This window comes from Mesorhizobium sp. WSM4842 (assembly GCF_055901575.1).
Window position 1 is genome coordinate 3826176 of record NZ_CM148372.1, and the last position, 13234, is coordinate 3839409.

General features: G+C 63.7%; 14 protein-coding genes. 10 read left to right on the forward strand and 4 right to left on the reverse strand.

The features are described from left to right. Window positions 1-21 precede the first annotated feature (21 nt). Window positions 22-990, reverse strand: coding sequence for an adenosylcobinamide-phosphate synthase CbiB (cbiB, locus tag AC0NIE_RS18530; protein WP_473485379.1), 969 nt, complete (start codon window positions 988-990; stop codon window positions 22-24). Here cbiB and cobD point away from each other — a divergent pair. Next, on the forward strand, window positions 989-2038 hold the full coding sequence (gene cobD / locus AC0NIE_RS18535; protein ID WP_473485380.1) for a threonine-phosphate decarboxylase CobD: 1050 nt from the start codon (window positions 989-991) through the stop codon (window positions 2036-2038). The two genes, cbiB and cobD, sit on opposite strands and share 2 nt — an antisense overlap. Continuing rightward, on the forward strand, window positions 2035-2544 hold the full coding sequence (locus tag AC0NIE_RS18540) for a tyrosine phosphatase family protein (protein ID WP_473485381.1): 510 nt from the start codon (window positions 2035-2037) through the stop codon (window positions 2542-2544). Before cobD ends, AC0NIE_RS18540 begins: the two co-directional genes overlap by 4 nt. A 68-nt stretch (window positions 2545-2612) precedes the next feature. Here the strand turns inward: AC0NIE_RS18540 and AC0NIE_RS18545 are convergent, their stop codons facing one another. Next, window positions 2613-3116 (reverse strand): GNAT family N-acetyltransferase, encoded by a 504-nt coding sequence (locus AC0NIE_RS18545; RefSeq protein WP_473485382.1) that lies wholly within the window; start codon window positions 3114-3116, stop codon window positions 2613-2615. A gap of 158 nt (window positions 3117-3274) precedes the next feature. Then, window positions 3275-4078 carry a creatininase family protein gene (locus AC0NIE_RS18550; RefSeq protein ID WP_473485383.1) on the reverse strand — a complete coding sequence of 268 codons (804 nt, stop codon included), beginning with the start codon at window positions 4076-4078 and terminating at the stop codon, window positions 3275-3277. Between the two features lie 145 nt (window positions 4079-4223). Between AC0NIE_RS18550 and AC0NIE_RS18555 the strand changes: the two genes are divergently transcribed. After that, window positions 4224-5408, forward strand: a complete 1185-nt coding sequence (locus AC0NIE_RS18555) for an IS110 family RNA-guided transposase (protein WP_474043632.1) — start codon at window positions 4224-4226, stop codon at window positions 5406-5408. A gap of 630 nt (window positions 5409-6038) precedes the next feature. Here AC0NIE_RS18555 and AC0NIE_RS18560 read toward each other — a convergent pair. Continuing rightward, on the reverse strand, window positions 6039-6422 hold the full coding sequence (locus tag AC0NIE_RS18560; RefSeq protein ID WP_473486626.1) for a RidA family protein: 384 nt from the start codon (window positions 6420-6422) through the stop codon (window positions 6039-6041). A gap of 255 nt (window positions 6423-6677) precedes the next feature. Here AC0NIE_RS18560 and AC0NIE_RS18565 point away from each other — a divergent pair, with 255 nt between their 5' ends. From AC0NIE_RS18565 to AC0NIE_RS18595, 7 genes are read left to right on the forward strand one after another with little or no spacing between them, the layout of a single operon-like run. Continuing rightward, window positions 6678-7682, forward strand: coding sequence for an ABC transporter substrate-binding protein (locus tag AC0NIE_RS18565; protein WP_473486625.1), 1005 nt, complete (start codon window positions 6678-6680; stop codon window positions 7680-7682). A gap of 9 nt (window positions 7683-7691) precedes the next feature. Beyond that, window positions 7692-8522 carry an ABC transporter ATP-binding protein gene (locus tag AC0NIE_RS18570; RefSeq protein ID WP_473486624.1) on the forward strand — a complete coding sequence of 277 codons (831 nt, stop codon included), beginning with the start codon at window positions 7692-7694 and terminating at the stop codon, window positions 8520-8522. After that, a complete protein-coding gene (locus AC0NIE_RS18575; RefSeq protein ID WP_473486623.1) occupies window positions 8509-9360 on the forward strand; it encodes an ABC transporter permease in 852 nt (283 codons plus the stop codon). Before AC0NIE_RS18570 ends, AC0NIE_RS18575 begins: the two co-directional genes overlap by 14 nt. Window position 9361: 1 nt before the next feature. Next, window positions 9362-10669: a cytosine deaminase gene (locus AC0NIE_RS18580; RefSeq protein ID WP_473486622.1), complete on the forward strand. Its 1308-nt coding sequence runs from the start codon at window positions 9362-9364 to the stop codon at window positions 10667-10669. Next, window positions 10669-12066, forward strand: coding sequence for an FAD-binding oxidoreductase (locus tag AC0NIE_RS18585; protein ID WP_473486634.1), 1398 nt, complete (start codon window positions 10669-10671; stop codon window positions 12064-12066). Before AC0NIE_RS18580 ends, AC0NIE_RS18585 begins: the two co-directional genes overlap by 1 nt. Next, window positions 12066-12647, forward strand: a complete 582-nt coding sequence (locus tag AC0NIE_RS18590) for an NAD(P)H-dependent oxidoreductase (protein WP_473486621.1) — start codon at window positions 12066-12068, stop codon at window positions 12645-12647. Before AC0NIE_RS18585 ends, AC0NIE_RS18590 begins: the two co-directional genes overlap by 1 nt. Then, a complete protein-coding gene (locus AC0NIE_RS18595; protein WP_473486620.1) occupies window positions 12647-13234 on the forward strand; it encodes an NAD(P)H-dependent oxidoreductase in 588 nt (195 codons plus the stop codon). The genes AC0NIE_RS18590 and AC0NIE_RS18595 overlap by 1 nt, the downstream gene beginning before the upstream one ends.

Genomic DNA, 13234 nt, shown 5'->3' on the forward strand with positions numbered 1-13234 from the left:
GTTTGCCGACCCATTCGGGCGTCACGCAGCGATAACAATCACCGACAGCAAGCCGAACAGCGCGATCAGCAGAAAGTCGGCTACCCGGTAGAGTTTCAGTGCCCGCCTGATGTCGACACTCTCGGCATCGCGGTGGCCGCCTTCGCCCATGAATGCATCGTCGACCATGACGCCGTCATAGGAGCGCGGCCCGGCGAGCGCCAACCCGAGCGCGCCGGCCATCGCGGCCTCAGGCCAGCCGGCGTTGGGCGAGCGGTGTTTTTTCGCGTCGCGCAGCACTGTGCGCCAGGCGTTGCCGGCATCGGCGTCTTTGACGAAGAAGGCGGCCAGCACGATGAGCAGCGCGGTCAGCCGCGACGCCGGCAGGTTGATCAGATCGTCGAAGCGCGCTGCCGCCTGGCCGAAGGCCTCGTGGCGCGGCGTGCGGTGGCCGATCATCGAATCGGCGGTGTTGGCAGCCTTGTAGGCGACGCCGCCGGCCAGCCCACCGACGCCGATCCAGAAGACGGGCGCGACGACGCCGTCGGAAAAATTCTCGGCCAGGCTTTCGATCGCCGCGCGGCAGACGCCGGCTTTGTCGAGCTTTTTCGGATCGCGGCCGACGATCCGTGAAACGGCAGCACGGCCGATGTCGAGCCCGCCATTGTCGAGTCCGTCGGCCACCTGCTCGACATGCTCGGCCAGGCTCTTCTGCGACAGCAGCGATGTCGCCAGAATTGCCGTGAGGACCAGTCCGGCTGGAATGCCCGAAAGCACGGTTTCAACCGCGAAAGCGATGGTGGCCGGCACCAGCACGATGATCAGCAGTGCATCAATGCCGCGCCGACGACGGACGGCGTCGGAATCAATGGCGCGGTTGAGCCTGCGGTCGAGAAAGGATATCAGCCTACCGAACCAGGTGACGGGATGGCCGATGGCGCCAAGCAGCCAGCCCGGGTAGCCGACAGCGAATTCAACAACCAGTGACAGGAAAGCGATCAGGATCGACATGAAGTCTCTTGATGGAGCGGCGGCAGTGTTGGATCACGGCGGAAGCCTTGGCCGGGCGTTGGCGCTTTTTCCCAATGCGCCGCAGCCCTTCGTCGACCTCTCGACCGGTATCAATCCGCACTCCTACCCGTTTTTCGAGCCGCCCGCCACCGCTCTGTCAAGATTGCCGGAAGCTTCGCGCGCCCGTGAGTTGGCCAACGTCGCGGCAAGCGCCTATGGCGCGCCATCGGCAGCGAATGTGGTGGCGGCACCGGGCACGCAGATCCTGTTGCCGCGCGTCGCCTCGCTGGCGAGCCCCGGCAAGGCGCTGGTGTTTGGGCCGACTTATGCCGAACATCAGCGGGCAGCGGCGATCGTCGGTCATGCGGTGATGGAGGTCGACGATTTCGAGGCCCTGGCAGGAGCCGACCTCGCCATCGTCGTCAACCCCAACAATCCGGACGGGCGCGTCATCGAACGCAAGAAGCTGCTTGGGCTTGCCGGAAGATTGCGCGCCAAAGGCGGAGTGCTGGTCGTCGACGAAGCCTTCATGGATGTCGGCCCGCGCGCGGAAAGCCTGGCCGGCGATGTCGAGCAAGGCAGCATGGTCGTGCTGCGCTCCTTCGGCAAGTTCTTTGGCCTCGCCGGCCTGCGGCTTGGCTTTGCACTGGCCGACGCGCTGACAGTCGAACGGCTACAGGCGCAATTCGGACCGTGGGCTGTTGCCGGACCGGCGCTCGAATATGGCATCCGCGCGCTTGCCGACGTGGATTGGCAGGTCGAGATGCGGCGCCGTCTGGCCGAGGATGCCGCGCGGGTCGATGCGCTGTTCGGCCGCTTCGGCGTTGCTGTTGCCGGCGGCACCACGCTGTTCCGCTATATCAGGCTGGCGGACGCCGCCGGTTTGTTTTCGGTGCTTGGCGAGCGCGGCATCCTGCTCCGCCATTTCTCCGACCGGCCGCATGTGCTGCGCGCCGGGCTGCCGGGCGGGGACGAGGAATGGCAGCGACTCGAATTGGCTCTTGCCGACTGGGCGCAACAACGCGACACCAAGGAGATCAAGCAATGATCCATGTCTGTTCGCTGTCAAAAGTCGAGGAAACCGTCGCGAAGACCGGCGCCGAGCGGCTGCTTTCCCTGCTGGCCGCCGGTACCGAGGTGACGCGGCCGGCCTCGATCGCCCGGGAAAACCATCTGCATCTGGTCATGCACGACATTGCCGTGGCGCAAGAGGGCATGACCATGCCGGGCGAAATCCATGTCCGCAACCTGCTCGATTTCGCGCGCCGATGGGATCGGGCGCGGCCGCTGGTCGTGCATTGCTATGCCGGCATCAGCCGGTCGACCGCCTCGGCCTACATCATCGCGGCAGCACTGGCGCCGAAGCGCTGCGAGGTTGAATTGGCCGAGACGCTGCGCGCGCTGTCGCCGACGGCGACACCCAATCCGCGGTTGGTTGCGGTCGCCGATGCGCTTCTTGATCGCAACGGCCGCATGATCCGCGCGATCGAGGCGATCGGGCGCGGCGCGGAGGCCTTCGAAGGCACGCCTTTTGCGTTGAAGATAGACGGCTGATTCTGGTCAGAGGCCTGATCCGTCCCGATCGGGCTGGGCTGCGCTTGTTTTCACGGCAGCCGTCCAAACTATTTGGTGACCCTTTCCATGTATCGCGTAGCCTCCCCCAAGCCCTTCGGTGCTGGTTCGAACGGTGCGCACTCTTGAAAGCCGAACTTGCGGTAAAGAGTGATAGCACTCGTCATGAATGAAATTGTCACCAGGTTCACTTTTGCGAACTTGGACTGCTCGATAGCATCGAGCGCCGTCGCAAGGAGGCGGGCTCCTACGCCTTTTCCTCGTCCTTCAGGACGCACGAAGAGCTTAACGACCTCGGCAACATCTCCATGGCTGACGTGGCCGACGCAGCCCAAGGCCACAGAGCCAATCCGAGCGAGGTACATCCCTGTGCTGGGCAAGGTGCACTTTTCCAACAAGCTCGCGGCATCGTCAGAATAGTAGGCGGAAATCACGTCTTCCGACGGAAGACCGTGCACGCCGCATTGTGCAACGTCCCATTGACCCATCTCCGCGATGAGTGCGCGGGCTTCATGGAAGTCAGCAAGCGTCAGTGCCTTTGTGACGACAACCATCGCGCACCCACGGATGTGAGACTAGCAACAACCGGCGAGACTTTACTTTACGCACGGTCTGGAAACTAGCGCCATCAAAAGTGGCTGTCTGCCGTGAACCTCAAGCGGGGCGTGTGCAGAAATCCGCATTTCGGCTCACCTTGACCTGAAGTAGACCCCTAGGCCAGCCAGTCGGCCAGCTTCGCCTTGCGCACATCCTTCAACAGGCTGATGAAACCGTCAGCCTGATGGTTGGCGGTAAGCCTGCCTTTTTCGGCCGTTGCAATGCTGGCGTCGCCGACCACGCCGTTCGGGTTGAGATCGGTGGCGATCCAGGCGAAGGCGTGCGTTCCGGTGTGGCGCAGCAGCGAAAATTCCTTTTCAGCGCGGGCGACGTTGGACACGAAATTGTCGGCCTTTGCCATGTCGACCAGATCCGGCCGGAAATGCAGCATCAGCGAGGTCTCGACGTCGCCGCCATGGATGCCGTGGCGGTCCTCAAGCTCTGTATACATGCCGGCCGGCCGGCCAAAGCGCTGCCAGCTTGTCTTCACCGCCAGCATCTTCGCCCGCACGCGCAATTCGCGGGTGATGATGCCCATGATCTCCTCGTTGCCGCCATGCGAGTTGACGACAATCAGTTTCCTTAACCCGGCCCGCGCGATCGACAGGCCAAGCTCGGTCCAGGCCTCGATTAAGGTCGCCGGCGGCAGAGTAAGGGTTCCCGGCGCATGCAGGTGCTCGTTCGACTTGCCCACTGCCTGGACCGGCAGGATGCGGATGTCGAGATCGCCGGGCAAGCGAGCGATCACCGTTTCGAGCATGCCGTTCATGATCGAGGTGTCGGTCGAAACCGGCAGATGCGGCCCGTGCTGTTCGATCGCCGCCACCGGCAGAACCGCGATCGTCGCCTCCGGATCGATGGTGGCGTATTCGGTGGTCCGGTAGTCGCCCCACCACACGCGTTTGTTTGTTCCGGCCATTTTGAACCTCGAAGATACGGAATGCTCGTCTGCGCTGCCCCTCACCCTTACCCTCTCCCCGTGAAGGACGGGGAGAGAAGCTATGGGGCGGCGGCGAGGGTTGTGGCACCATCGTTGCTGTGAACTCAACGAATGGAGCGCCCCGATGCACCAGAATGATCTGAGCAAGTCCCTCGTCGCCTTCGATCAGGATAGCACACTGGTCGCGGTCGTTGAACTGAGCGCCAGGAGCTGGCTGGTGGCCGGGCTGGTTCCCGGGCTTGGCCGCGAGCCGCTGAAGAAGCAGGGTGCCGATCCTGTGGCGCTGCTGAGGCTGCTGTGTCGCTGGCGCGACGAGGCGGTGAAGGCCGGCAAGACGATCGCGCGCATTGCGGTGGCGTTCGAGGCTGGCCGCGACGGCTTCTGGCTGGCTCGGCTGCTGTTGGCGCAAGGGATCGAGACCCATGTGATCCACGCGGCCAGCATCCCGGTGTCGCGCGAGCACCGGCGGGCGAAGTCGGACCGGCTGGACACGCAGTTGCTGATGCGTTCGTTTGTCGGCTGGCTGCGCGGCGAGGCCAGGCACTGCGGCATGGTGGCGATCCCGACGATCGAGGAGGAGGACGCGCGGCGCGCCAATCGCGAGCACGAGACGCTGGTTGGCGAGCGCACCAGCCTTGTCAGCCGGATGCAGGCGACGCTGGCGCGCTTTGGCGTCCGCGGCTTCAATGTGAAGCTGAAGAAGGCGGCGGAGCGGCTGGAACAGCTGCGTGGCGCCGAAGGGGTGCCGCTGCCACCCAACACGCTGGCCGAGCTGCGCCGCGACATGGCACGGCTGCGGCTGATCCGGGCGCAGCTCAAGGAGATCGAGACGACACGCCTGGAGCGGCTGAAGCAGGCGCCGCAGGAGGGCACCCATCCCATGGTGATGATGCTGGCCAGGATGATGGGCATCGGCATCGAGACGGCCGACATGCTGGTGCAAGAGATCCTGTCGCGCAATCTGCGCGATCGTCGCGCGGTGGCCCGTTATGCCGGGCTCACCGGGGCGCCGGACGAGAGCGGCTCCAAACGGCGCGAGAAAGGGCTGGCGCGGGCCGGCAATGCGCGGGTCAGGCGCGGCATGATCCAGCTCGCCTGGCGCTGGCTGATGTTCCAGAAGGGCAGCGCCCTGGCGCAGTGGTTCGCGCAGCGCACCGCCGGGCTCCAGCGCAACCTGCGCAAGACCATGATCGTGGCCCTGGCGCGCAAGCTGCTGATCGCGCTGTGGCGCTATGTGACCGCCGGCGAAGTGCCGGCCGGCGCCATCCTGCGCCCCTGCGGCATGAACGATCGGATGAAAACCAGTTAAGGAGCACACGACACACAAAGGTGACACACAAAGGTCCGGGCATCCATCCGCCGACAGCGGAAGCAATGCCAGGATGATCCGAGGCGGCGGTGACCCGTAGGGCCCCTATGGCATGACATCCATGCGCGCGGGAGAGAATGGGAACCGCCTCCGAGGAGCCTTGCCGCCGATGCGCATGACTGCATCATGGGTTCGGATCGCCGCGATCCGCCGAATACAAGGTTGTGGGCGCGCTGGCGCCACGCCAGGCAGGTTCCCCCTCAGGTCGCCCTTGCGCCGCCAGCCGCCGGCCGGCCTGACCGAAACCAGCCGATGCTGCAATTGCGAGGCTGTCATGACGCCCCTGACCGGTAACGATAGCGCCGGGCTCGACCCCGTCCAGGACGCGTGCCCGCGCCGGCTCCGCCGGTGCCGCAAGCGGCATCCTGGACAGGCTCTGCGCGCGACGCTCCCTCCAAAAGCAGGTCGGGACGGAGGGATGGCCGCCAAACCGTCGAACAAAGGGATGGCCGCCTTGAAAAGGCCCCTTGACAGCGAAAGCCCCATACAAGGGGGATTGCCAGGCGGACGAGGGGCAGCACCAGCCTTTGTCGTGTAACTTGAGATCACTGGCCTGTCGATTCTCAGCCTTCACCCTGCCGCGATGATCTCGATCTCGACCTTGAATTCCGGCCGGGCGAAACCGGAGACGATCATCAGCGTCGAAGCCGGCGCCGGGCTGGTGAACAGGCGGTCGCGAACGTCCATATAGGGTCGCAGGAAGGCGCGGTCGGTGACATAGGCGTTGATGCGGACGATGTCGGAAAGTCCAAGCCCGGCGTCGCCGAGAATCGCGGCGATATTCCCGAAACAGAGTTTGGCCTGTGCGCCGGCATCCTCCGGGATCTGATCGTCCGGAGTGATGGCGACCTGGCCCGAACACAGCACCAGCCGTTTGCCGGGCGGTACCTCGACGCCATGGCTATAGCGGGCGAAGGGCGGCTTGATCGACTTCGGCGTCAGGAATTTGAACATGGAAATCTCCAATCTGATGTGAGCCTAAAGCCGGATTGGCGGCCCCCTCAAGATGCAGTGCATGCTATCAGGGCGATTGTGGACAGGCGTTCAAAAAATAGGCACGATGCCTTCGGTACAGCATGACCCGTCCGGCCTTCGCGCACGACTGTTGCGCAGGCGGGCGGTCCCGGCGATGGCATGTGTCTTGCTTCTTTGAACCGATGGTGTCGAGCCCGGCGCGTGGCGCGCCGGAGCCAATAAAGGGTGGTGTGGATGGACGGAAAATTTAAGATCTCGGCGGGTGCGATCGTGCTGCTTGCCGCAAGTACGCTGAGCGCAGCAGCGAACGAGAAGGTCACCTTCGGCACCAACTGGCTGGCCGAACCGGAACATGGCGGCTACTACCAGGCTGTGGCGGACGGCACCTATGCGGCGTGCGGCGTCGACGTGACGATCATGCAAGGCGGCCCGCAGGTCAGCGGCCGGCCGCTGCTGCTCGCCGGCAAGATCGATTTCTATATGGGCGGCAATTTGCTGTCGGCGTTCGACGCCGTGCAGCAGGGCATTCCGATGCGCGTCGTGGCCGCCGACTTCCAGAAGGATCCGCAGGTCATCATGTCCCAGCCTGGCCAGGGCCTGGACAAATGGGAGGATCTGAAAAACGCCGAGCAGTACATCCTCGGCGACGAGGGCGCGCAGACCTTCTTCCAGTGGATGGTGACGGAACTCGGTTTCGATGCCGCCAAACGCGTGCCCTACACCTTCAATCCGGCGCCCTTCATCGCCAACCAGAAGTCGATCCAGCAAGGCTATGTCACCTCGGAGCCGTTCGCCGTCCAGAAGCAGGGCGGTTTCACGCCGAACCAGTTCCTGCTGGCCGACTATGGCTGGGACACCTATGCGACCACGGTCGAGACCATGCAGGAGACGATCGACAAGCGGCCCGAGGTCGTACAGTGCTTCGTCGATGGTTCGGCCAAGGGTTGGTACAGCTACCTCTACGGCGACAACAAGGCCGCCAACGAGATGATCAAGAAGGAAAATCCGGATATGACGGATGAGCAGATCGCGTTTTCGATCGAGCAGATGAAGAAATTCGGTATCGTCGATTCCGGCGACACGGAAAAACTCGGCATCGGCGCGATGACCGACGCACGCATCCAAAGCTTCTACGACAAGATGGTCAAGGCCAAGGTCGTGCCGGCCGGCGTCGATATCAAGAAGTCCTACACGCTGGCCTTCGTCAACAAGGGCGTCGGGCTCGACCTGAAGAAATAGCGCTCAGGCATGATGCAGGAGAAAGTGGCGCAAGCGCCGGCAAGCGCATCGGGCAAAGGTCCGATGCTGCTGGCGCTGCGCGGCGTCGGCAAGGTCTTTTCCAACGGCGTGACAGCGCTCAGCGACGTCGACCTGACGATCAGGGAAGGCGATTTCCTCAGCCTTCTCGGCCCGTCCGGCTGCGGCAAGTCGACGGCCTTGCGCCTCATTGCGGGTCTGGCGACGCCGACCTCCGGCCTGCTCGACTGGCGCGGCAGCAGCGCCTTCGACCGCTCGAATATCGGCTTCGTCTTCCAGGAGCCGACGCTGCTGCCCTGGGCCGATGTCTTCGACAATGTCTGGCTGCCGCTGCGCCTGAAGGGCGTGTCGCGAGCCAAGGCTGCGCCGGCGGTGATGGAGATGCTGGCGCGGGTTCACCTGACCGGCTTCGAGAATGCCGTGCCGCGCGAACTGTCCGGCGGCATGAAGATGCGCGTCTCGATCGCCCGCGCCATGGTGACCAAGCCGCGTATTTTGCTGATGGACGAGCCGTTCGCGGCGCTCGACGAGATCACCCGCTTCAAGCTCAACAACGATCTCCTGGAACTGTGGCAGGACGAGCGTTTTACCGTCGTCTTCGTCACCCACAGCGTCTTCGAAAGCGTTTTCCTCTCCAATCGCGTTGTTGTCATGGCAGCGCGACCGGGCCGGGTATTCAGGGAACTTGCCATCGATGCGCCCTATCCGCGCAATGAAACCTTCCGCACCTCGCCCGATTATGCCGCGCTCTGCCGCCAAGCGTCCGATGTGCTGATCGGCGCCATCAACTCAACCGCCGGGCCCCATCATGACGGCCATTGAAGAGCAAACTCTGACACTCGACCCCGAGGAGGCGCGTCGCGTGCGCCAGGAGCGGCTCGAGCGGATTGGCCGATGGGTGCTGCCGCTGGCGATCATGATCCTGGCGATCTGGCTGTGGGACCGTATCTGCGTCTGGAATGGCATCCCGAAATATATCCTGCCGCGCCCCGGCGTGGTGTTGCAAACGCTGTTTGACGATGCCGGGCTGCTGTTCTCCTCGCTGCTGGTGACGCTCAGGATCACCTTCCTCAGCCTGCTTCTGGCCGTCATCGGCGGGGTCGGGCTGGCGGTGCTGTTTGCGCAATCGAAATGGGTCGAGATGTCGTTCTTCCCGTTTGCCATCGTCCTGCAGGTGACGCCGATCGTCGCGATCTTCCCGCTGATCAATATCTATGTCGACAACCAGACGACGAAGCTCCTGCTGTGTGCCTGGATCGTCGCCTTTTTCCCGATCCTGTCCAACACCACGCTTGGCCTCAACTCCGTCGACCGCAACCTCCGCGACATGTTCAAGCTCAACGGCGCAACCCGCTGGCAGCAATTGCGCTACCTGCGCCTGCCGGCAGCGATGCCGTATTTCCTCGGCGGGCTGAAGATCGCCGGCGGCCTGTCGCTGATAGGCGCGGTGGTGGCGGAGTTCGTCGCCGGGGCCACCGGCCAGTCGTCTGGGCTTGCCTCGCGCATCATCGAGGCCGGCTACCGGCTCAACGCACCGCGGCTGTTCGCGGCGCTGATCCTGATCTCGTTCACCGGCATTCTGATCTTCCTGGTGCTGTCACTGATCTCGCATCTGATCCTGCGGCGCTGGCACGAGAGCGCGCTGAAGCAGGAGCGATGAAATGTTGGAGATACCGGCCTCTGGTCCTTATCATCTCACCAACGCCCGGCTTCATGCGTCCCTGACGCCGGGACTCTCCGCTGCCTATGACAGCGATGGCTTTGCGCTCGCCGACATCGCCGTCGCCGACGGCAGGATTTCCAGCATTATCGCGCATCGCCAGTCCAATACACCCGCAGAGGCCGTCGACCTCGGCGGACGCATCGTTATGCCGTGCTTCGTCGACTGCCACACGCACATCGACAAGGGCCATATCTGGCCTCGAAAACCCAATCCGGACGGCACATTCATGGGCGCGCTGAACGCAACCGGCGCCGACCGTGTCGCCCGCTGGAGCGCCGACGACGTCGCCCGCCGCATGGATTTTTCACTGCGCTCCGCCTATGCGCACGGCACCAGGGCACTGCGCACCCATCTCGACAGCGTCGCGCCGCAGGAAGAGATCTCCTGGCCGGTGTTCGAGACGATACGGGAGAAATGGCGTGGCCGCATCGAACTGCAGGCGGCCTGCCTGCTCGGCATCGAAGGCGTGCGCGACAAGAAATGGTTCGAGAGACTGGCCAAACGCGTCGCTGCGGCCAAGGGTGTGCTCGGCGTCGTCACCTATATGCTGCCGGACCTGGAAGAGCTTCTCGACCAGGTGTTCGCGCAGGCAATCAAGCATGGCCTCGACCTCGATTTCCACGCCGACGAGACCGATGATATTTCGGCGATCTCGCTGAAGAAGATCGCCGAGGCGGCCCTGTGGAACGGTTTTGAGGGAAACATCCTTGTCGGCCATTGCTGCTCGCTGGCACGCCAGCCCGATCTCGATGTGCTCGACACGCTGGACAAGGTGGCGAAGGCGCGGCTTGCCGTGGTGTCGCTGCCGATGTGCAATCTCTATCTGCAGGACCGGCGCGGCGACAAGACCACGCCGCGCTGGCGCGGGATAACGCTGCTGCACGAGATGAAGGCGCGCGGGATTCCTGTGGCCGTCGCCTCCGACAACACCCGAGACCCGTTCTACGCCTATGGCGATCTCGATATGCTGGAGGTCTACCGCATGGCGACGCGCATCCTGCATTTCGATCACCCGGTCGGCGACTGGCCGCAAGCGGTGACTTCGACACCAGCCCAGGTGATGCGGCTCGATGGCTTCGGCACGCTCGCCGCCGGCGGTGCTGCTGACTTCGTCGTCTTTAGGGGACGGAACTGGACGGAATTGCTGTCGCGGCCCGAATCGGATCGCATCGTCGTACGCGAGGGTCGCGCCATCGAACGCTGCTTGCCCGATTATGCCGAACTCGATGATCTGATGGTGGAATGATGGACCTGGCTGCCCTGAAACGCGATCTCGACGGTCTGAAGATCGACGACCATCCGGCGATCGTCCAGCAGAAGAGCCGCGACTTCTACTGGTACAGTCCGGTGCTGAAGCTGCAGCTCGACCATGTCGCCGGCGACATGATCGTGACACCGATGACGGAAGACGAGGTGATCCGTGTGCTTGCCGCTTGCCACCGGCATGGCGTTCCGGTGACGCCGCGCGGCAGCGGCACCGGCAATTACGGGCAGGCGATGCCTTTGTCCGGCGGCGTCGTCCTCAATCTCGCCGAGATGAATGCAGTCAAGACGATCGCGCCCGGCCGCGTCGTGACCGGACCGGGTGCGGTCCTCGCCGAGATCGACAGAGCGACGCGCGCGCATTCCGGCCAGGAGCTGCGGATGTCGCCATCGACCTACAACACGGCGAGCATAGGCGGCTTTGTCGCCGGCGGTTCGGGCGGTGTCGGCTCGATCCGCTGGGGTGGCCTGCGCGACCTCGGCAATGTCATCCGGCTGCGGACCGTGACGATGGAGGCGGAGCCTCGCATCATGGACCTTACCGGCGAGGAGGTGCTGAAGGTGATGCACGCCTACGGCACCAATGGCATCATCACCGAGGTCGAGATGCCGCTGACCGCTGCTTACGACTGGATCGACGTCATCGTCGGCTTCGACGACTTCATGGATGCGGCCGGCTTCGGCAATGACCTGGCCATCCAGGACGGCATTCTGGCGAAGCTGATCACGCCGATCGCCGCGCCGATCCCCTATGACTATTTCAAGCGGCATCAAAGGTTCTTCCGGCGCGAGCAAAGCATCGTCGTCTGCATGATCGCGCCGCAGGCGATGGACGCCTTTGTCGCCCTCACGGGACGCAGCAAGGGCGACATCGTCTTCCGCGCCGACAAGGAGGCCGATCTCAAGGGCCTGCCGCCGGCCTATGAGCTGACCTGGAACCACACGACGCTGCGCGCTATCAGGGTCGACCCTGATATTACCTATCTGCAGACCCGCTATCCTTCGCCGGATCACCTCGCTTACGTCAAGGCGATGATCGACCGCTTCGGCGACGAAGTGCCGACACATCTCGAATTCATCCGCTTCGACGGCGCGATCGGCGTGGCCGGGCTGCCGTTGGTGCGCTTCACAACGGCGGAGCGGCTCGACGAGATCATCCGCATCCACGAGGACAATGGCTGCTGGGTTTTCAATCCGCACCGCTACACGCTGGAAGAGGGCGGTATGAAGCAGACGGACGAGGTGCAGCTCGCCTTCAAGCGCGAGACAGATCCGCAAGGGCTGCTCAATCCGGGCAAGATGATCGCCTGGGAAAACCCGGACTACGACTATCGCTCGGGCAAGTCGTTCCTGTTCAAGGGGTTGCAGAAGGCGGGGTGATGAACATCCTCGTTCTCTACGCCGATCCGGTCGAGACCAGCTTCAATGCCGGTTTGCACAAGGTGATCGTCGAGCGGCTGACGGTCGCCGGCCACGCGGTCGACGACTGCGATCTCTATGCCGAGAATTTCGATCCGCGGCTGACGCGGGCCGAGCGGCTCGGCTATCACGACGAGCGCGGCGCCGGTGATCCGGCAGCGCCCTATGTCGAGCGCCTGCTGCGGGCAGAGGCGCTGGTGCTGTCGTTTCCGGTGTGGAACTTCGGCTATCCGGCGATCCTGAAAGGCTTTTTCGACCGCGTCTTCCTGCCTGGCGTCTCGTTCAAGCTGGTCAATGGCAAGGTGCAGCCGTCGCTGCACAACATCCGCAAGCTGGCGGCGGTCACCACCTATGGCGGCAGCCAGTTCCACGCCATGCTGATGGGCGACCCGCCGCGCAAGCTGGTCAAGCGTGTGTTGCGCGCCGCGGTCAAGCCAGGTGCCTCCGTGTCCTATCTCGCACATTATTCGATGAACCTGTCGACCGATGAAACGCGGAAGAGATTCACAGCGAAGGTCGCGGCCAGCATGGAAGCGTTCTGATGCGGGTCCTGGTGGTTTACTGCCATCCTGTGCCCGAAAGCTTTTGCGCCTCGATCCGGGATAGTGCCATCGAGGTGCTGAAGGCGAGGGGCTGGGAGGTGCGGCTGCTCGACCTCTATGCGGAGAATTTCGATCCGGTCATGGGCTGCGGCGAGCGACGCTCCTACAATGAGCACGCCCCGCAGGATCCGGCGCTCAAGCGGCATATCGAAAATCTCAGTTGGGCCCAGGCAATCCTCTTCATCTATCCGACATGGTGGTATGGGCTGCCGGCAATGCTGAAGGGCTGGCTCGACCGGGTCTGGGCGACCGACGTCGCCTTCCGGCTGCCGGCCGGCAATGGGCGGATCCAGTCGCTGATGAGGCATGTGACGAAGATAGGGGTGATCACGACCTGCGGCGCACCGACCTGGTGGAGCGTCGTCGTCGGCCAGCCGGGACGCAAGACAATCCTGCGCGGCATGCGGGCGCTCTGCGCCACCCGCTGCAGGACGTTCTTTCTGGCGCACTACCTGATGGACTCATCGACACCGAAGACGAGGACGGCGTTTGTGGAGAAAGTGCGAACGAAGCTGGAGCGGTTTTGA

Bases quoted from the DNA above. Each gene is read 5' to 3' on its own strand.
- AC0NIE_RS18550 (WP_473485383.1), bottom strand. From the start codon at position 4,078: ATGGCCGGAACAAACAAACGCGTGTGGTGGGGCGACTACCGGACCACC.
- AC0NIE_RS18545 (WP_473485382.1), bottom strand. From the start codon at position 3,116: ATGGTTGTCGTCACAAAGGCACTGACGCTTGCTGACTTCCATGAAGCC.
- AC0NIE_RS18560 (WP_473486626.1), bottom strand. From the start codon at position 6,422: ATGTTCAAATTCCTGACGCCGAAGTCGATCAAGCCGCCCTTCGCCCGC.
- AC0NIE_RS18580 (WP_473486622.1), top strand. From the start codon at position 9,362: ATGTTGGAGATACCGGCCTCTGGTCCTTATCATCTCACCAACGCCCGG.
- cobD (WP_473485380.1), top strand. From the start codon at position 989: ATGAAGTCTCTTGATGGAGCGGCGGCAGTGTTGGATCACGGCGGAAGC.
- AC0NIE_RS18595 (WP_473486620.1), top strand. From the start codon at position 12,647: ATGCGGGTCCTGGTGGTTTACTGCCATCCTGTGCCCGAAAGCTTTTGC.
- AC0NIE_RS18540 (WP_473485381.1), top strand. From the start codon at position 2,035: ATGATCCATGTCTGTTCGCTGTCAAAAGTCGAGGAAACCGTCGCGAAG.
- AC0NIE_RS18585 (WP_473486634.1), top strand. From the start codon at position 10,669: ATGGACCTGGCTGCCCTGAAACGCGATCTCGACGGTCTGAAGATCGAC.
- AC0NIE_RS18565 (WP_473486625.1), top strand. From the start codon at position 6,678: ATGGACGGAAAATTTAAGATCTCGGCGGGTGCGATCGTGCTGCTTGCC.
- AC0NIE_RS18590 (WP_473486621.1), top strand. From the start codon at position 12,066: ATGAACATCCTCGTTCTCTACGCCGATCCGGTCGAGACCAGCTTCAAT.
- AC0NIE_RS18570 (WP_473486624.1), top strand. From the start codon at position 7,692: ATGATGCAGGAGAAAGTGGCGCAAGCGCCGGCAAGCGCATCGGGCAAA.
- cbiB (WP_473485379.1), bottom strand. From the start codon at position 990: ATGTCGATCCTGATCGCTTTCCTGTCACTGGTTGTTGAATTCGCTGTC.
- AC0NIE_RS18555 (WP_474043632.1), top strand. From the start codon at position 4,224: ATGCACCAGAATGATCTGAGCAAGTCCCTCGTCGCCTTCGATCAGGAT.
- AC0NIE_RS18575 (WP_473486623.1), top strand. From the start codon at position 8,509: ATGACGGCCATTGAAGAGCAAACTCTGACACTCGACCCCGAGGAGGCG.